Here is a 16,421-nt window from a genome sequence, read left to right as displayed (position 1 = left end):
TCAACCCCACTACGCACTCACGAAGCCACGTCTACCGGTTGAAGTGCCCGTCCTTGATCCGGGCGGTAAAGGCACTCCACTGCGCTGGACTTACAACGAAAACCGCGCCATCACGATCTTTCGAATCGCGTATACCTACGGCCGCATACGTGACCGCTACCTCGACACAAGCTCCTTGCTGAGCGCTGCGACTGCTCTTGCGCCACCTACCGGCTAAGCCCGCTGTCGTCACAGTGCTTCTCCAATCTCGCTGATCATCGTTCGGGATGATTCCTCGTCGAGCGCGGCGGCGGACAGTTCGTCCACCACCGCGAGGTAATCATCGATCACGTCGGCGTCCTCGATCATCCGGCCACCGGTGAGATCTTCGAGGTAGATGTATCCAGGGTGATTGGGCAGACCGAAACCCATGTGGATGAACGGCCCGTAGAGTGCTGACTGCACAACCACGCTGAAAGGCAGCACGCGCAGAGATACATTTGGCCGCTCGCTGACCTGCACCAGGTGGCGCAGCTGCTCACGTAGTGTGCTGACGCCGCCAACCTCGCGGCGCAGAGCGCCTTCGTCGAACAGAGCTGTCACCAACGGCGGGTCGTCGGAACGCTGCAAGAGTCCTTGACGACGCATTCGTTGTTCGACACGACGAGCGACTTCGCTTTCCCGTACGTGCCGGGCCCCTGACATCACCGCAGTCGCATAGTCGCGAGTTTGCAGCAGGCCCGGCACAGTGAGGACCGACCACTCCGTGAACTCCCGAGCTCCTTGCTCCAAGCCCAGGTAGGTCCTGAAGCCGTCAGGTGTCGCCGCCAACCGCGTGAGGTCCTGCCCGGACGGCGCCTCGCGTATCTGTGTAGCGAGACTGACAAGTTCGTTCGTCTGTTCTGTGGTGCCGTACAGCGCCATCAACTTCGCTATGTCGTCCGGCATGGGCAGATTTCGGCCGGACTCGAAGTGGCGGATCTTGCCTTCGCTGCAACCGAGTTCTTCGGCAGCTTGCTGCAGAGTGATCTTCTCTGGACGCAGCTGCCGCAACGTCATCGCGAGCCACTTGCGATAGACCTCGCGAGAGATGGGTGCCGTCATGGAGTTGATCCTCTCGCACGTTCGCGGCCCTGCCTAAGGGACATGAGACGCCTTTCGCCACCCGATCGAGCCTGGATGTCACCCTGCCAAACACTTGTCAAAGTACTACGTACTAGTACGGTTTACTTATCTGGAGATCGCAACCTTCAGGCACGGCGCTGGTTGACCCCGCATCAATAACCGCTTGTGCTGTGCCTGCCGACAAGACAGGTGATCACACGATGACCGCAGAAGAAGGCCCTCCTGGATCCGTGGCCGCATTGTTGGCGTTGTATCCGCCCGACACTGCAATCTGGTGGTTCAGCAGCGAACAGAACCGACATGCGTACACCGGCAAGCCCGGCGATCCGGGGCCGATCGAAACGTTCTGCAACGCGACCCTCATGCAAGAGGTTAACGCGCCGCAGCACGCCCGATTCAGCACTTGCCGCCAGTGCTGGGAAAAAACTGTCTGGATTCGCTGTCGCCGGGCACCAGTCAAAAGGCTGGGTGAGCACAGCGCTTGAGCCAGGCAATGCCGCCCCTCCTCTAGCATCGGGCGCGCGCCGGGCCCAAGCTCCTGTGTATCGACGCAGCCGAACTCGGGACATGCAATCCCACCACCAAAAGATCGGCCAAAAAATCGAGAAAGGGATTCTCATGTCGACGACGACGCATACGACGTCAACTGCTCCGACGAGTACCTGTTTCCGTGGACCGTCGAGATCGACATCGCCACCCACACCGCATCAAATCGGTACGACAAGCCGAGGTTTCCCTTTTTCGGCCGCATAGTTGATCGTGTACCAGGTACCGCTGGGAACATCGCCGCGCGGAAATCCGATGACGAAGTCGCTTCGATCGACCATCCAACGGTTCCGGGCGTGGTAGGCCACGGTCCCCAGGCTCGGAGCCCCAAGCTCCACAATTCCCTTGACTCGCTTCCGCTCCTGCCAGTGTCTGACCGCATTTACCGCGTCCTCAGGTTGGTCCGCCAGAACGCAGGGAACGGCCACGGTCAGCGCTACACGGGTGTGCTCCGCCAGCCACACGAGGGCTTCGGTGTCGATGCCGATCGCGCCACCGAGGTAAACGTGTGCGTTCGGCGAACTGAACGGAGCCAGATAGCAGCGGAACAGCTCGGCGAACTGCTCAGTTGTCATGTGCTCAGTCGATCGAGTTCCGGTGATCGTCACACTGCGCGGCACTGTCGCTCCTCCTCCGGCGATGTCATCGATTGTCATCTCCCGCTGCGTTGCCCGAACACGATCTCATGGATTCACCGGGGAGTACGGAATCACTAGCAATACTGAAAGGAATTCGCATGTCGACGACGATGCATACCTGTGGGGATTGCCGGGGTGAAGGTTGCGCGAAAGGCGACTGGACCGGGTCGATCACGATTGGGGACTGATCGTGTTGGAGTGGGACGACATTTCCGCCGTCGCCGTGCCGGAGACGGTGACCTTCCAGGGGAACAAGTCGATCACCTTCTACCGGATCCCCGCCGTGCACAAAGGTCCCCTGGTGCGGAGAGACCGGCGCGGCGCGTACCTGGTGTACATGTACTCGTACTTCGTCTTTCGCTGGTACGCGGGCGAAAGCACCGTCCGGATATACCACGGCGATATCGACTGCTCCGACGAATATCCGCTGCCCTGGACCGTCGAGATCGACACCACCTGGGACCCCACCACGCTCACCGACCGCGCGAAGCAATGGGCCCGCGACCACTGCGCCCAGTTCGAGAAGAAGAAACGAGGTTGACATGCTCGGCGACGACCGATGGACCGACGAACACGGCACCTCCCACATCATCCGGCCAAGCACGAGCCCGCAGCTCACGATGTGCCGACAACTCGTCGAAGGTGAGCCCGCCCAGCCCCGCATCGGCTGCCCGGCGTGTTTGCTGACCACTGCGGTGGAACTGGAGAACAAACGCCTGGAGGAATCTCGGGCTCGACTCGTGCGTGAACGGAAAGGCACTCGCGACGAAGAGACGACGCCTCGCGCTACTTCCAGTTAGTCCGGTGAGCCGCAGAGCGGCTGAAGACCCAGATGCGCAGGACGACGAAGCGGGTGATGCCGCCGAAGATGCTCATCGCGGCCACTGCGACCGCTTCCGCGACGCTGGAGGGGTTTTCGACGACCAGCGCCAGCAGGCCCAGCGCGATGTTGTTCGAGACGCAGTAGAAGAGGAACACCGCGAGGGTCTGCAGGTGCATCCGGATCGGGTGTTCGTGGCGGTCGGCGAACGCGAAGTGCCGGTGCGCCATGCTGCTGGCGACCGTCGTGATCAGCAGCGAGATGAGGTTCGACGGACCGGTCGGGAAGACCTCGCGCAGCAAGACGTAAAGCACGGCGTTCGCCGCGGTGGCGAGCACACCGATGACCGTGAAAAGCACGGCCTGGCCGACGACGTTGTCCCGCCCGGCCGTGCGAGCGGGACCGTGCGGAACGGGGACGACTGCCTTCGACTCCTGCACGGCCAGACCGTTCATCTACCCCACTCCAACGGAATTTCCCGGATCTGCCACCAAGCTAGTTCGGCCGTGCGGGAGGCCCGCGTGAACGACCTGGGAACAAGCTGGGAACGAATGTCGTAGGATGCCGTTCACGCCGGTCCACCGGTGCCATTGTGATGACTTCTCACGAATTCGGATTCGACCGATCTGGTGATCTTGGGCATGATCGGGTCACCAGCAGCGCGCTGGGACCGACGAGTGAGGACACCGATGCTTACCGCCGAGCCCGCCCCGCACCTGCACACCGACGAGGCTTCCCGCGAGTCCGCGGCCGACGACTGGGGTCACCTCGTGCACCTGCGCCCGCTCGCGGTGGCACGACCCTCCACAGTCCACGAGCTCGTCGCGGCGGTCGAGCACGCCGAATCCCGGCAGTTGCCGTATGTGGTGCGCGGGCAGGGGCATTCTGCGGCCGGTGGCTCCCAGGTCGCGGATGGGATCGTGATCGACACCAGCGGTGTAAGCGCGGTGCACGACATCGACCGGGAGCGAATCACCGTCGAGGCGGGCGCCTGCTGGAGCGACGTGCTGCGAGCCGCTCTCGCGCTGGGCCGCACCCCGCCGGTGCTGACCGATTACCTCGAACTCTCCGTCGGCGGGACTCTTTCGGTAGGCGGCATCGGCGGCGCGACCCACCGGCACGGCTTGCAGACCGACAACGTGCTCCAACTCGAAGTCCGCACCCCGGACGGCGTGGTGCGAACCTGCTCGGCGGCCGAGGACCAGGCGCTGTTCGACGCGGTTCGCGCCGGACACGGTCGGCACGGCATCATCCTGCGCGCCACGCTGCGGCTGGTCTCGGCTCCCACGCGTGTCAGCCGCCGGTTGCTGCACTACGACAACCTTCCGGACTTCCTCGCCGATCAACGGCGGCTGATCGCCGCGCGCCAGTTCGACCATTTGGAAGGTCTGGCGAAACCACGCGAAGACGGCTCCGGGTGGGAATTCCTGCTCGACGTCGCCGCCTACTACACGTGGACGCCGCCCGTTTTCGCCGAGCACGACCTCCGGTACCGCGCCGAGGAATGCCTGGACCAGGAGTACTTCGAGTTCCTCAACGGGATGGCCCCGCACGAGGCATTGCTCCGCGAGACCGGAGCGTGGGACCAGCCGCACCCGTGGCTGAACGCGATCTTGCCCGGCGCGGCGGCAGACGAGGTGATCGAGGAGACGATGCGCGACCTCGACCCGGCCGACCTCGGCATCGCCGATGGCGGCCTCGTGCTGCTCTACCCCTTCCACAACAACGCGATCCACACGCCGCAACGCAGACTGCCCGACGGGCCGGTCTCCTTCCTCTTCGCGCTCCTGCGCACCGCTCCCGCTGACGACGCCGCAGTGCTCCAGCGGATGCTCGACGGTAACGAGGTCCTGCGGCGGCGCACCCTCGACGCGGGCGGCGGCTTCATCTACCTCGAACCGTGACGTCACCAAGCTCGTCACCGTGAGGTCGGTGGGATCACCGTGGACGACGCGGTGTCGGGCGGGCCGCCGGTGGGTATTGCGGGGGTGAAGGTTCGCGGGGAGGTCCGGGTGGAGCTCGTCGAAGAAACGCCTTACCGGTTCCGGATCGATCAGCACGGCTCGATGCGCGTGCCGGGGGTGGTGTTCGCATCGCGACGACTGCTGCCGCCGAAGGGTGATGGCGCGCTGGAGCAGGTGATCAACGTCGCCGCGCTGCCGGGCATCGTCGGCGCGTCCTATGCGATGCCGGACATGCACTGGGGCTACGGCTTCCCCATCGGGGGCGTCGCGGCGACCGACATCCGGGGCGGCGGAGTGGTCTCGCCCGGAGGCGTCGGGTTCGACATCTCCTGTGGGGTGCGGCTGCTGGCCGCCGAGCTGGATCGGTCGGATTTCCGCCGCGCCGCCGAGCAGATCATGGACGGCCTCAGCCGTGCGACCCCGCGCGGCGCTGGCCGGGGCGGGGTGTGGGAGTTGCACCGGGAAGGGCTCGACCGGGTGCTGGAAGAGGGCTCCCGCTACGCCGTCGCCCGCGGCCGTGGCACGCCGCGTGACCTGGAGCGCTGCGAAGACGGCGGGGCGCTGGCCGATGCGGAGCCGGGCCAGGTCAGCGCCCGGGCCAGGGACCGCGGGCTCGGGCAGGTCGGCAGCCTCGGGTCCGGCAACCACTTCCTGGAGGTGCAGGCCGTCGCCGAGATCTACGACCAAGCCGTCGCGAAGGTCTTCGGGCTCAGCTTCGACCAGCTGTGCGTGATGATCCACTGCGGATCGCGCGGCCTGGGCCACCAGATCTGCACCGACCATGTGCGGGCCATGGACGAGAGCATGGCCGACCACGGCCTGACCGTCCCCGACCGGCAGCTGGCCTGCACGCCGGTCGATTCGCCGGAAGGCCGCGCCTATCTCGGCGCGATGGCCGCGGCGGCGAACTATGCCCGCGCGAATCGCCAGGTCCTCGGTGTTGCCGCCGGCGAGGTGCTGCGGAAGGTGACCGGCCGCGGGCTGGACCTGGTTTACGACATCTCGCACAACCTCGCCAAGATCGAGACCCACGATGTGGCCGGCCGGCGGCTGAGCTTGTGCGTGCACCGCAAGGGCGCCACGCGGGCCCTGCCGCCCGGACATCCGGAACTGCCTCCGGGCCTGCGGGAAGCCGGACAGCCGGTGCTCATCCCGGGTTCGATGGGCACGGCGTCCTACGTGCTCACCGGTGTGCCCAGCGGCGATGCGTTCTTCTCGACGTGCCACGGCGCCGGCCGCACGCAGAGCCGTCACCAGGCGGTCCGCACGATCGACGCCCGCCGGCTGCGCCGGGATCTGGAACACGACGGCATCGTCGTTCGCGGCAGCTCCGCCCGCGGTCTGGCCGAAGAAGCACCGACCGCCTACAAGGATGTCGACGCGGTCGTCGCCGTCGCCGAAGGAGCCGGGCTTTGCCGGCGGATCGCGCGGCTCGTGCCGTTGGGCGTGGTGAAGGGGTGAGCGGGTTCCGCTTCCTGCCGCACACCGCCGACATCCGGTTCGAGGCGTGGGGTTCGACGCGGGCGGAATGCCTGGCGGAAGCGGCCCGCGCGCTGGTCGCCTCGTTCGCCCAAGCCGACGCCGCCGAGCCCGCAAGCATTCGAACCGTCGAGTTCGACGGCACCGATGAACAGCTCCTGCTTGCCGTGCTCGACGAGATCATCTACCGGCTCGACGCGGAGGGCTCGGTACCGCTGGCCATCGGCGTCCGGCCCCGGTCCACCGGCGGCATCGCGCTGGATCTCGCCAGCGTTGCGGTAGCGCACGCCGAACTCACCGGAGCCACGCCCAAAGCCGTTGCGTTGCATGAACTTCAGATCGGCGAGGACGAGCGGGGCTGGCGCTGCGCCGCGACGATCGACGTGTGAGCCGGTCAGTAGAACCACACCTCCGGCACGTCCAGGTCCTGCTGCTGGGCGAGCAACGCGGACATGGTGGCCCGGTCGATGCCCAGGTGCAGGCAGTGCTCGCCGATCCGATCCGCGCCGCGCGGGCCCGACCAGTGCGGACGTTTCCCCGCTCTGCTGCACGTGCCGCAGAGCGTCACGCACAGCACCCCCAGCGGTGTGTGGCAGGCGGACGCCGCGAGTTCGCTGCGGCTCTGGCAGCATTCGCACGCCAGGCGGACGTTGCAGTTCCTGGTGTCCAGCAGGTCGACGTCGAGGTTCGGCCGTCGTCCGGTGGTGGTCATCGTGCCACGCACCAATCCCCCGGCATCCGGCGCAACCGCCGACCGGGCGTAGGGGGCCGGTCGCGGATCGCGCCGCGGTTCCGGCTTCGCACGCGAGTCTCCTCCACAGCGACGAAATAGACAGGTCTGTCTTTATCACGATCTAAACACCGATGTACATACCGCAGTACCAGTAGACTTGCGGGGCGATGCTGGCCGACACTGCCGGTAAGCCCCTGGCCACGACCCGTGAACACACCGCAAGCTGCTTACGCCGCTTATGAAACAGACCCCAGGGTGTAGCGGAGGTACCGGGCGGCGGAGCGCTGCACGATCTCGTGCGCACCGGTCGGGATCACCGCATCCCACCACGCCCCGTAGAGCGCGTCGAAGCGGAACGGTTCGAGCATCTGCGCCGCCCTGCGGACGACGCTGGGGCGCTCCGGGATCAGATTCGGATAGCTGTACATGAAGGCCACGTGCGCGCGGTCCGGGATGACCTGCACGATGTCGCCGGTGAATAGTGCGCCGTCGCCGTGGTCCCAGTGCAGCACCGTGCCGCCGGCGAAGTGCACGCCGAGGTTGATCAGGGTCAGCCCGGGAGCCAGCTCGGTGCTCGTGCCCTCCCACAGCCGGATCGCGGGGTCCGGGCGGCCGATCCACTGCTGGTCGTTGGCATGCAGGTGGACCGGCACGCCGAAGGCGCGGGCCCACTCGACCATCGTCGTGTAGTAATGCGGGTGGCTGATCGCGATGCCGATCAGCCCGCCGAGATCGTTGATGGCCTTGATGATTTCATCGTCCAAATAGGACACGCAGTCCCACAGCACGTTGCCCGCGGCGGTGCGCAGCAGCAGCGCGCGCTGGCCGATGGCGAACTTCGGCTCGGAGCCGATCCCGAGCACATCACCCTGCTCGCGGATCAACGCGGTGCGCTCGCCGGAGCGCACGCCCGCCAAGTCGGTCCACTGCTGGCCGCCGGGCGGCACGTACTGGCGCTCGTCCTCGCAGATCGGGCAGTCCGGCCTCGGTTGGGCGTACTGCATGCCGCAGGTGGCGCAGATGGGCATCGTCGAGGCGCCGGTCATGGTCGTGCGGTCCCTTCGTCCCAGGCGCGGTGCACGCCCCGCACACTACCGCGCAACTCCCCTCCCCACCTGGGAAAACCGTCAAAGCGCGAGGACCGCGTCGCCTCGCAGGGTCACGGTGCCGTCGGCCAGAGTGACCGCCAGGTCCAGGTGGGCGCGGCGTTCGCCGCCGGTCTCCTCGATCGCGGTGACCCGGCCGGTGCATGTCGGCTGCCCGTGCACAGGGGTGATCGCGACGAACCGTACGGCGAAGGATCGCAGCGCGGACTGTGGCGCCCAGCCGGTCAGCAGCCGTCCCAGATAGGCCATGGACAGCATGCCGTGGGCGAAGACGTCGTCAAAGCCCGCGCTGCGCGCGTTGTCCAGGTCGATGTGGATCGGGTTGTGGTCGCCGGAAGCCCCCGCGAACAGCGCCAACGTGGCGCGGCTGATCGGCGGCAGCTCCAGGGGCGGCAGCTCGGTACCGACGGCGATCTGCGCGGTCATGCGGTACTACCCTTCAGGCTCCGGATGGCGATACCGGTGCCAGGTCGCGCAGCGTCCCATGCCAGGTCCCGGCGAGTCCCGGATCATGCCTGGCCTGGACTGCGATCTGCTGCAACTGGCCGACGACGTCATCCAGCGCTGACGCGTTCCACCAGGTCGGCGCAGCACTCCGGGTCGGCCTCGCCGGCGAGTTCCAGCGACAGCAGCGCCGCGGCGTCGGTGACCGTGCCGGGTTCGGGGAGATCGCTCGTTTCCTCAGGCATGTAGCACATCATGGTCCCGCGGATCACCGTCCGCTCCGCCGCCCCCGCCGCTGCGGGCCGCGTTCACCCGTCAGCGTGCGGTCAGTCAGCTGGTACGCGTCAGACACGATCGCGAACTGCGTCGAACGCGTGGGCGGTCGTGGAGAATGCGGCTACCCACCGCAGCATGTCCACCAAACCCGGGTGAGCTTCGGCGAAACCAGGCGATCATCCGAGCATCAGGGCCGGTGAGCACTGTCGGCTACCTTCGCGGGGCAATCGTTCACCGCTGCGCCTAGAAGTATGGATTCAGCTGGTCGGCGAGAACGCGTAACGCGACACTACCGGTTGGCGGCATCGACCCTGCGCGGCGGTGCACGAAGGCCGGGCCCCGGGTTCGCATCGCGAGAGGCGGTCATGGTGGGAGGCGTTTACGTCAGGCGGCGCTGGCTGCACCCAGCTGCCCCGAAGGGGGAGGTTCCGCGGTGACTGGGCTGACGAGCGTCAGCTGGCTGGAAGCGACTCCCACCGCGCTGGCGGCCGCAGTGACGCTCGTCCTCGCCGGCGTACCGGCCTGCTACGCGCTGGGATTGCGCGGGATCGCCGCGTGGGGAACAGCGCCGCTCGTACCGGCCGCCGTTCTCGGCGTGGCGGCTGTGGTGGCCAGCCCGCTGAACATCCGTTGGTCCCCCTTGGTCGCGGCCGCGGCCATCGCCGCTTTCACGATCCTGGTCCTGCTCGGCTCCTGGCTGTGGGCGCGGTTCGGCCGTCGGCGTGATCGCCCGAAGCCCGATCCTCGACGGACACGACTCGCTGCGGGGGCCGGAATGCTCGTCGCGGTATCGATCGGCTCGGTAACGGTCGTGCGCGGATTCGGTGCGCCGGACATATTGTCCTGGACCTGGGACACGACGTTCCACTACAGCGCCTTGGCGCACATCCTGGATTCGCGCGACGGATCCTCGCTGACCCTGGGTGCCCTGGGCGATCCCAACTCCGCGCTCCGGTTCTACCCGGCCGGTTGGTTCGACCTCGCCTCGGTCGTGGCTTTGAGCGCGAATGCGCCGATCCCCGTGGCGGCGAACGTCACAACGGGGGCAATTGCGGTGCTGGTCTGGCCGTTGAGCTGCCTGTTCCTGGCTCGACAGGTGTTCGGCCGCGCTCCCGCACCGCTGGTGCTTATCGGCGGTCTGGCCATGGCCTTCAATGCGTTTCCGTGGGAATTGTTCTACTGGGGTGCTTTGTGGCCGTATTCGCTGGGGCAGGCGATGGTTGCGATCGGGCTCGGCCTGGTGCTGTCGGTGACCGGTCTGGCCCACACGGACCCGGTGGGACGCGGCAGAGCCGCGATCCTGCTGCCCTTGGTCGTTCTGGCGCTGGGGTTCGCGCACCCGGGTGCCTTGTTCGGGCTGGCGGTGCTGGCTGCCTTCCCCGCGGGGTGGGCACTGGCGGACTGGGCGATCCGCGAGCACTTCGAGGGACGCACCGCTCGCGCTGCGATCTCGTTTCTTGGCGTGGTGATCGGAGTTTCGGCGGTCTTCGGCACCGTCAGCTCGACGCCGATGGTCCAGGACATGAAGGCCACCGCCTGGCCGCCAACCGGCACCGCGTCGGCGGCGGTGGGCGAGTTCTTGCTCAACGGCACCAACGGTGATCGAGCCCTGTGGCTGCTCTCGGCCGTCATCGTGGTGGGTGCGGTGTCGGCCTGTCGCGCACGCGGCACGAGGTGGATCGTCGCCGCGCATCTGGGCATTGGGCTGTTGTATGTCATGTCCGCGGGCGTCCAGTCCCCGGCAACCATGTCTTTGACCGCGTTCTGGTTCAACGACTCCCATCGACTGGCGGCCATGTTGCCCACGACGGGTGCCCTGCTCGCTGCCTTCGGAGTCATTTCGCTGGCCGCTTGGCTCCAGAACTGGGCGCAACGCTGGTCCTGGTTCCACGGGCTCCGCCTGCGGCGCTTCGCCGCCGTCGGCTCGGTCGTGCTTGTCGCATTCGCGTTGCTGGGACTGACCAAGGGGCTCTACCAGGGCCGGAACGCACTGACACTGCGCAACTTGCACAGGCCCAGCGCGGTGCTCGCCATGAAAGTGGCCTTTTACAACGGGATCAAGGATCAGATCCCCGACGGCGCGGTGGTGGCGAACAATCCAGAAGACGCCAGTCCGTTGTTGTGGCCGTTGTTCCACAAGCACGTGCTGTTTCCCCACATCAAAGGCTCCGGGAACCCGAACCAGCAGTTCCTGGCCGACCACCTGCACGAGGCCGGGACGAACCCGCAGGTGTGCCAGGTCGCGCGAAAGCTCCACGTGCGCTTCCTGCTCACCGATCCCATCCCGCCCCACCGGCGGATTTATCCGGGCTTGCAGGACCCCGGCGCGACGCCGGGCTTCGAACTGGTCGAGTCCAACGGCGTGCTGAAGCTGTACCGGATCATCGCCTGCGACCCTCCCGGAGGAACGACCATGCAGACCTCCCCCACTGGACGATAGCTACGGGACATCGGCAGGCGCCGTTTTCTGCGACAGGTAAGCGACCGTGCGGCGTACTCCTTCGGCAAGGTCGACCCACGGCGTCCAGCCCAAGCCTTCGCACGCGGCAGTGGCATCGAGCGCGGATGCGCGGAGATCGCCAAGCCGGGCTGGGCTGCACTCGGGATCATCCACCGCACCGGCGGCTTCAGCGACGACCGAGTGGAGCATGCGGTCCGTGGTTTGAACGCCGGTCCCGATGTTGTACCGACAGGCCGGGCGCCCTCGGAAAGCCGCGAGCACGAACGCCTCGATGATGTCGTCGACATAGACGTAGTCGCGGGTGTTGCCGCCGTCGCCGAACACCTGCGTGGGCGCACCCGTCAGGAGGGCGTTGGCAAAGACCGCGACGACTCCGGCTTCACCGCGGTGGTCTTGACGCGGCCCGTAAGCGTTGGCCAGCGCCAGGTGCGAGCAATCCAGACCGTACAGCTCGTAATAGGCGTTCAGGTAGATCTCGCCGGCTAGCTTCGCCGCCCCGTATTGGGAAAGGGGCTTGACCGGTGCGTCTTCGGTCACCGGCAGCGCGTCGGCCACACCGTAGATCGCACCGCCGGAGGAGGCGAAGACGACCTTGCGGACTCCGGCCTTGTGGGCCGCTTCAGCCACGTTGATGGTGCCGAGCACGTTGACCGTCGCATCGTCCAGCGGTTCGTGCACGCTCGCCCGCACATCGATCTGCGCCGCCAGGTGGAAGATGGTGTCCGGGCGGGCATCGGCAACCACGGTGGTCAGTTCGGGGCTGTTGACGTCGAGGTCGTGCACAATGCAACTGCCCGTGCCCTCGGCAGCGGCGAGGTTATCCCGCCGCCCGCGGCTGAAATTGTCGATCACGTGGACCCTGTGCCCGTCGCGGATCAAGCGGTCCACCAACGTTGAACCGATGAATCCAGCGCCGCCTGTGACGACAGTGTCCATAGGCTGAGGATCCGTCGAGCACGATGGCCTTCGCCGTGTCTGCACACCGAAGTAGTGAATGAACTTCGCCGAATTCACCCCACAGAGTTGATTCGGCTACGTTGCGTAGGCGTGATTGTGTCAGAAGGCTGGCAGGTGGTTTACCCTGTAGAGTTTTTGCGGCGCTGGGTGTGGTAGTGGTCTAGCCCGCATCGGGTGGTATGGCAGGCCTCTCGCGCCGCGTGCCGCGGTCAGCACGTGCCGGCATGAACGCATGCCGGATGAGGTTCTGGATGCCGGATCTGTGTCCGTGCCTGATCGCTTGCGGCAGCACGGTCAACGCGTGCAGCCGGGACGAGACGTGGTTGCGGGCAACCCGTGCCGCACAGTGCCAGCCGCGTGCCTCAAGCTCCCGGCTGATCCGCAGGAAGTACCTTCGCTCCTCGATGAACCTGGTTCCGGTCAACGCCCGCAAGGACGAGTCGCTGCCGCGGTGACGCCGGTACTGGAAGCACACTTTCGATTCCACCACCATCGTCTCGCCGGCCAGCAGAAGGTCGATCACCAGGGCGAGGTCCTGGACCACTTTCAGGCCGTCACGGAATCCCTTGTCCCGCAGTGCATCCGATCGCCAGGCCAGGGCCGGGAAGTAGAGCCAGTTGCCTCGGAGCAGACTCGTGGCGAGTTCCTCGCCGCCCATGAGACGAGACTTCTCGACCCGGGGCGCGTAGAGCCTTTGCTTGGCCTGATCGACCACGGTCCGGTACGGCTTGCCGTTCTCGTCGATGAGTTCGACTCCAACCTGAATGATCCCGGCCTCCGGGTGAGCCCGGTGCACCTGCTTGATGGTGCTCACGTAGTGGGGAAGCATGATGTCATCGGCGCCCATGAGCACCGCGACGTCGTGTTCGATCAGGTCGAGGCACCTGCGGTAGTTGCCGTTGGCCCCGAGTTTCTTCGCGTTGCGCCGGTAGTCGATGCGCTCGTCCCGCAGTTCCTCGAACCAGCGGCGCACGCCGTCGTCGGGATAGCCGTCGTCGACGACGGTGAGCCGCCAGTCGGGATCGTCCTGGCTCTGCACGCTGCGCACCGCTATCCGTAGCAAGGAGGGATCGCCGTAGAAAGGCAGCATGATGTCGACTGTCATGATCGGGAAGTCCCTCCGTCTCGCTGGACCGGCAGAGTTGGGTGCACACCACGAGAAGTGGTGGCGGCGATGGTCGGCGAGGTGGCCGTTGCAGCGGTCGGACCGGCAGCGGCGCTGCGAAGGCGGACGATGAGCGTCGCGCTCATCGTGACTACCACGACCGCAGAACTGGTCAGCTGCGCCACGACGGCGGCGTGGACGGGGTGGATCGGCAACATCAGCAGTGCGATCAGCGTGACAATGCTCAGCTGCCACGACGCTGTGACGGCCAGGTGCGCCTGGAGAGCTACCAGCGCGGCCTGAAGGATCTGGGCTGCGATCAGCAAGAGCGTCCCCATGCCGAGCAGTCCGAGCACCTGACCGGGGAGCGGGGCTTCGGCTCCGAACAAGGTGCGCACCGCCCACGGCCCGGCGATGAGCAGCAGGGCTGTCCCGACAACACCGACACCCGCTGCGGCGAGCAGGCTCGTACGCACGATCCGGTGCACCCTGGCGGTTTGGCCTTGAGTGACCGCGCCGGCGATCGCCGGTAGGACGACCGCCTGGAGAGGTGAGAAGACGAAGAGCGGAACCCGAGCGAGGATGAATCCGGCGGCGAACGCGGCCGCTGTGGCGGCATCCGCGGTCAGCCGTGCCGTCACCACGATCGGAGCGAGGTTGGCGACGACTTGAGCCAGCAGCGTCGCGCTCACCAAAGGGGCCAACCCGCGCACCCGGGGTGTGTCAAAGCGTGGGCTGGATGCCGGAGCAATGCCGGGAGCAGCAACGAGATCGGCGGGGATTGTCGCGTTTCCCGAGCGCTGAACGCCGACACCCCGGCAAAGCCACCCAAGTCCAGCGATCGCGCCGATGCCGCTGCCCAGCGCGAAGACGAACCCGTAGAGCCGAGCCGTAGCCAGCCCCGCTGCGGCCACGACCAGCGCTGGTAGCAGCCGCATCAGACCTTCACCCGCGAGAGTCGTCGCATAACCGTCGAACAGCTGCATCCCGCCGAGCACCCCTCGCACGAGGTATACCGCCGCCGCCGTCACCGTGCTCACCACGAGCGCCCAGAACAGTTCCCAGTGACCGAGCAGGGAACGGTCGACGAGGAACGGATACAACACCCCGAGCACCAGGAAGACGACTCCCCACAGGACCGCCCCGTGGGCCACGGCCCGGCGGATCACAGGACGGGGATTGGACCGGGTGGCCAGCACGCTGCTCGTGGCCCGGTTGGTTTCTTGTTCCAGTGCAATGAACAACCCGGGCCCGATGGTGTTGACCAGCATGTAGAACGACGACAGTGCCGCGGCATCGGCCGTCGGCAGCGTATGCCCGCCCAGCGCGACGAAGGCGTAGCCAGCGGCACCGACGAGTACCGTTCCAGCGCTCATCAGCCCGGCCGAACGCAGACGCGGTCGAGACCGTTCCGACCGAGAGCGCCGAGAACCCCCGAGCGCGCTGTCCCGCGTTAACCTGCTTAACAGCGTCGATTTCATGCCGGCGCTCCACATGGAACGCCACGCTCGCCTGCGGTACGCGTCCGGAGATCTGGTGCCTGGCGGGGTCATGACACCTCAGGCTTCGTCCGAGGCGTGTTGACCGAGGTCACCGCTCTCCTCCAGCGGCCCGCTCGTCCCGTCGCGCAACGCCATCGCGCGCGCGAGTTGCGCGTACCGCACCTCAAGTTCCTTGAAGCGCAGGAAGGTGTTGATCGAGGCGCAGGCGAAGCCTGCGGCGATCCCGTAGACGAGCAGGTCCGTGCCCCGGCCGACGCCGAGCCAATGCGCGAGGACGGAGATATCGTCCGGGCGAAGCACCGCGTAAACGCTGAACGCCACAAAGGCGACGAAGCAGAGTTTCGCCCCCGCGGCCGCACGTGTCGTGCCGTGGTGGCGCAAGAAAAAGACCAGGAACCACCCCACGGCGATCAGCAGCAGATATTGAATCAGCATCATTACCGCCTGGACCCGGATCGGAGCACGCTCTCGAAGACGATGTTGACGCCGTTGACGACGGACTGCCCTTTTGCCTTGGAGTACTCAGTGTAGAGAATGGTCACGGGCTCTTCGGCGATGCGCCACGAATGTCTGCGAACCATGTCGATGATTTCGGATGCGTGGCCCATCCCGTTGTGCGTGATGTTCATCTGATCCGCCACGGTCCGGTTGAACGCGCGTAACCCGTTGTGCGCGTCGGTGAGATCGAGCATCCGCAGCCGAGGGCTCAGCATCACCACCGTGCGCAACAAAATCCTCTTGGTCAGCGGGATGTGGCGGGTGCTGTCGTGGAACCGGGTCCCCACGACGATGTCCACTTCCCCGTCCCGCAACCTGACGAGCATCCGCTGCACGTCGACGACCTGGTGCTGACCATCGGCATCGAAGGTGACAAAGTACCGCGCGCCGGGCTGGCGCCGGGCGTATTCGATTCCGGTTTGCAGTGCCGCACCCTGGCCCAGGTTGACCGGATGCCGGACGAGGTGGGCGCCGGCTCGCAGGATGCACTCCGCCGACTCGTCCTGGCTCCCATCGTCGACACAGACGATGTTCGGAAAGGTCTGCAGGGCGTCCCGGACGAGGCCTTCAACAACTGGCCCCTCGTTGTATACGGGCACAATGAGCCATGTGTCGTCGTAAGCCACGGTGTCTCCTAAGGATTCGTTGTACGACGCAGTTCGTTGTACGACGCAGCCGGAGTCCGACCGGAAAGCTGCGATACCCCGGGCGCCTTGGTGATCCGAAATGCGGAGAGCCGCGACAGTCGGGCCATTCACCGACGACTGACTGGCCGCAAGGTCATATAT

At 66.3% G+C, this 16,421-nt stretch carries 20 protein-coding genes; 7 read left to right on the top strand and 13 right to left on the bottom strand.

Going from position 1 to position 16,421, the window contains the following annotated elements; translation table 11 throughout:
* Nucleotides 1-31 precede the first annotated feature (31 nt).
* Nucleotides 32-232, bottom strand: coding sequence for a DUF397 domain-containing protein (locus BJ970_RS26975; RefSeq protein ID WP_184729479.1), 201 nt, complete (start codon nt 230-232; stop codon nt 32-34).
* Nucleotides 229-1,038, bottom strand: coding sequence for a helix-turn-helix domain-containing protein (locus BJ970_RS26970; RefSeq protein WP_184729477.1), 810 nt, complete (start codon nt 1,036-1,038; stop codon nt 229-231). The genes BJ970_RS26975 and BJ970_RS26970 overlap by 4 nt, the downstream gene beginning before the upstream one ends.
* A gap of 266 nt (nt 1,039-1,304) precedes the next feature.
* Between BJ970_RS26970 and BJ970_RS26965 the strand changes: the two genes are divergently transcribed.
* The gene (locus BJ970_RS26965) at nt 1,305-1,589 is read left to right on the top strand and encodes a hypothetical protein (RefSeq protein ID WP_184729475.1); all 285 of its coding nucleotides are present in this window, start codon (nt 1,305-1,307) and stop codon (nt 1,587-1,589) included.
* 222 nt (nt 1,590-1,811) lie between these two features.
* On the opposite strand, the gene BJ970_RS26960 is transcribed toward BJ970_RS26965, so the two are convergent.
* Complete coding sequence (locus BJ970_RS26960) at nt 1,812-2,225, bottom strand: LOG family protein (RefSeq protein ID WP_221468275.1); 414 nt, start codon at nt 2,223-2,225, stop codon at nt 1,812-1,814.
* A gap of 205 nt (nt 2,226-2,430) precedes the next feature.
* On the opposite strand from BJ970_RS26960, the gene BJ970_RS26955 reads away from it, so the two are divergent.
* Both BJ970_RS26955 and BJ970_RS26950 read left to right on the top strand, forming a co-directional pair.
* Nucleotides 2,431-2,829 carry a hypothetical protein gene (locus tag BJ970_RS26955; protein ID WP_184729471.1) on the top strand — a complete coding sequence of 133 codons (399 nt, stop codon included), beginning with the start codon at nt 2,431-2,433 and terminating at the stop codon, nt 2,827-2,829.
* Between the two features lies 1 nt (nt 2,830).
* Nucleotides 2,831-3,088, top strand: a complete 258-nt coding sequence (locus tag BJ970_RS26950; protein ID WP_184729469.1) for a hypothetical protein — start codon at nt 2,831-2,833, stop codon at nt 3,086-3,088.
* Here BJ970_RS26950 and BJ970_RS26945 read toward each other — a convergent pair.
* Nucleotides 3,075-3,563, bottom strand: a complete 489-nt coding sequence (locus BJ970_RS26945; protein WP_184729467.1) for a GtrA family protein — start codon at nt 3,561-3,563, stop codon at nt 3,075-3,077. The two genes, BJ970_RS26950 and BJ970_RS26945, sit on opposite strands and share 14 nt — an antisense overlap.
* A 234-nt stretch (nt 3,564-3,797) precedes the next feature.
* Between BJ970_RS26945 and BJ970_RS26940 the strand changes: the two genes are divergently transcribed.
* Genes BJ970_RS26940 through BJ970_RS26930 form a run of 3 tightly spaced genes read left to right on the top strand, consistent with a single transcriptional unit; the run spans nt 3,798 to nt 6,940 of the window.
* Nucleotides 3,798-5,012 (top strand): FAD-binding protein, encoded by a 1,215-nt coding sequence (locus BJ970_RS26940; protein ID WP_184729465.1) that lies wholly within the window; start codon nt 3,798-3,800, stop codon nt 5,010-5,012.
* A 39-nt stretch (nt 5,013-5,051) separates the two neighbouring features.
* Complete coding sequence (locus BJ970_RS26935; RefSeq protein ID WP_312864480.1) at nt 5,052-6,533, top strand: RtcB family protein; 1,482 nt, start codon at nt 5,052-5,054, stop codon at nt 6,531-6,533.
* The gene (locus BJ970_RS26930) at nt 6,530-6,940 is read left to right on the top strand and encodes an archease (protein ID WP_221468274.1); all 411 of its coding nucleotides are present in this window, start codon (nt 6,530-6,532) and stop codon (nt 6,938-6,940) included. The genes BJ970_RS26935 and BJ970_RS26930 overlap by 4 nt, the downstream gene beginning before the upstream one ends.
* 5 nt (nt 6,941-6,945) lie before the next feature.
* Here the strand turns inward: BJ970_RS26930 and BJ970_RS26925 are convergent, their stop codons facing one another.
* From BJ970_RS26925 to BJ970_RS39070, 4 genes are all read right to left on the bottom strand, one after another.
* A complete protein-coding gene (locus BJ970_RS26925; protein WP_184729460.1) occupies nt 6,946-7,263 on the bottom strand; it encodes a hypothetical protein in 318 nt (105 codons plus the stop codon).
* A gap of 257 nt (nt 7,264-7,520) precedes the next feature.
* Complete coding sequence (locus BJ970_RS26920) at nt 7,521-8,330, bottom strand: MBL fold metallo-hydrolase (RefSeq protein WP_184729458.1); 810 nt, start codon at nt 8,328-8,330, stop codon at nt 7,521-7,523.
* A gap of 81 nt (nt 8,331-8,411) precedes the next feature.
* Nucleotides 8,412-8,816: a MaoC/PaaZ C-terminal domain-containing protein gene (locus BJ970_RS26915; protein ID WP_184729456.1), complete on the bottom strand. Its 405-nt coding sequence runs from the start codon at nt 8,814-8,816 to the stop codon at nt 8,412-8,414.
* 128 nt (nt 8,817-8,944) lie between these two features.
* Nucleotides 8,945-9,079 (bottom strand): hypothetical protein, encoded by a 135-nt coding sequence (locus tag BJ970_RS39070; protein ID WP_281399631.1) that lies wholly within the window; start codon nt 9,077-9,079, stop codon nt 8,945-8,947.
* 464 nt (nt 9,080-9,543) lie between these two features.
* Between BJ970_RS39070 and BJ970_RS26910 the strand changes: the two genes are divergently transcribed.
* Nucleotides 9,544-11,550, top strand: a complete 2,007-nt coding sequence (locus BJ970_RS26910; RefSeq protein WP_184729454.1) for a DUF6541 family protein — start codon at nt 9,544-9,546, stop codon at nt 11,548-11,550.
* Here BJ970_RS26910 and BJ970_RS26905 read toward each other — a convergent pair whose 3' ends face one another.
* From BJ970_RS26905 to ppgS, 5 genes are all read right to left on the bottom strand, one after another.
* Nucleotides 11,551-12,507, bottom strand: a complete 957-nt coding sequence (locus BJ970_RS26905; protein WP_184729452.1) for an NAD-dependent epimerase/dehydratase family protein — start codon at nt 12,505-12,507, stop codon at nt 11,551-11,553. It lies immediately after the preceding gene.
* A gap of 181 nt (nt 12,508-12,688) precedes the next feature.
* Complete coding sequence (locus tag BJ970_RS26900; RefSeq protein ID WP_184729450.1) at nt 12,689-13,633, bottom strand: glycosyltransferase family 2 protein; 945 nt, start codon at nt 13,631-13,633, stop codon at nt 12,689-12,691.
* Nucleotides 13,630-15,009 (bottom strand): polysaccharide biosynthesis protein, encoded by a 1,380-nt coding sequence (locus tag BJ970_RS26895; RefSeq protein WP_184729448.1) that lies wholly within the window; start codon nt 15,007-15,009, stop codon nt 13,630-13,632. Before BJ970_RS26895 ends, BJ970_RS26900 begins: the two co-directional genes overlap by 4 nt.
* Before the next feature lie 183 nt (nt 15,010-15,192).
* Nucleotides 15,193-15,570, bottom strand: a complete 378-nt coding sequence (locus BJ970_RS26890; RefSeq protein WP_246471860.1) for a DUF2304 domain-containing protein — start codon at nt 15,568-15,570, stop codon at nt 15,193-15,195.
* Between the two features lie 2 nt (nt 15,571-15,572).
* A complete protein-coding gene (ppgS, locus tag BJ970_RS26885; protein ID WP_184729444.1) occupies nt 15,573-16,259 on the bottom strand; it encodes a polyprenyl-phospho-N-acetylgalactosaminyl synthase PpgS in 687 nt (228 codons plus the stop codon).
* Nucleotides 16,260-16,421 lie beyond the last annotated feature (162 nt).

Source organism: Saccharopolyspora phatthalungensis, assembly GCF_014203395.1.
GTDB classification, from domain to species: Bacteria; Actinomycetota; Actinomycetes; order Mycobacteriales; family Pseudonocardiaceae; genus Saccharopolyspora; species Saccharopolyspora phatthalungensis.
The sequence above is the reverse complement of the archived record's forward strand: the minus strand, read 5'-3'. Positions and strand labels throughout refer to the sequence as shown.

Bases quoted from the DNA above. Each gene is read 5' to 3' on its own strand.
- BJ970_RS26970 (WP_184729477.1), bottom strand. From the start codon at position 1,038: ATGACGTTGCGGCAGCTGCGTCCAGAGAAGATCACTCTGCAGCAAGCT.
- BJ970_RS26965 (WP_184729475.1), top strand. From the start codon at position 1,305: ATGACCGCAGAAGAAGGCCCTCCTGGATCCGTGGCCGCATTGTTGGCG.
- BJ970_RS26960 (WP_221468275.1), bottom strand. From the start codon at position 2,225: ATGACAACTGAGCAGTTCGCCGAGCTGTTCCGCTGCTATCTGGCTCCG.
- BJ970_RS26950 (WP_184729469.1), top strand. From the start codon at position 2,831: ATGCTCGGCGACGACCGATGGACCGACGAACACGGCACCTCCCACATC.
- BJ970_RS26945 (WP_184729467.1), bottom strand. From the start codon at position 3,563: ATGAACGGTCTGGCCGTGCAGGAGTCGAAGGCAGTCGTCCCCGTTCCG.
- BJ970_RS26940 (WP_184729465.1), top strand. From the start codon at position 3,798: ATGCTTACCGCCGAGCCCGCCCCGCACCTGCACACCGACGAGGCTTCC.
- BJ970_RS26925 (WP_184729460.1), bottom strand. From the start codon at position 7,263: ATGACCACCACCGGACGACGGCCGAACCTCGACGTCGACCTGCTGGAC.
- BJ970_RS26920 (WP_184729458.1), bottom strand. From the start codon at position 8,330: ATGACCGGCGCCTCGACGATGCCCATCTGCGCCACCTGCGGCATGCAG.
- BJ970_RS26915 (WP_184729456.1), bottom strand. From the start codon at position 8,816: ATGACCGCGCAGATCGCCGTCGGTACCGAGCTGCCGCCCCTGGAGCTG.
- BJ970_RS39070 (WP_281399631.1), bottom strand. From the start codon at position 9,079: ATGCCTGAGGAAACGAGCGATCTCCCCGAACCCGGCACGGTCACCGAC.
- BJ970_RS26905 (WP_184729452.1), bottom strand. From the start codon at position 12,507: ATGGACACTGTCGTCACAGGCGGCGCTGGATTCATCGGTTCAACGTTG.
- BJ970_RS26900 (WP_184729450.1), bottom strand. From the start codon at position 13,633: ATGACAGTCGACATCATGCTGCCTTTCTACGGCGATCCCTCCTTGCTA.
- BJ970_RS26895 (WP_184729448.1), bottom strand. From the start codon at position 15,009: ATGAGCGCTGGAACGGTACTCGTCGGTGCCGCTGGCTACGCCTTCGTC.
- BJ970_RS26890 (WP_246471860.1), bottom strand. From the start codon at position 15,570: ATGCTGATTCAATATCTGCTGCTGATCGCCGTGGGGTGGTTCCTGGTC.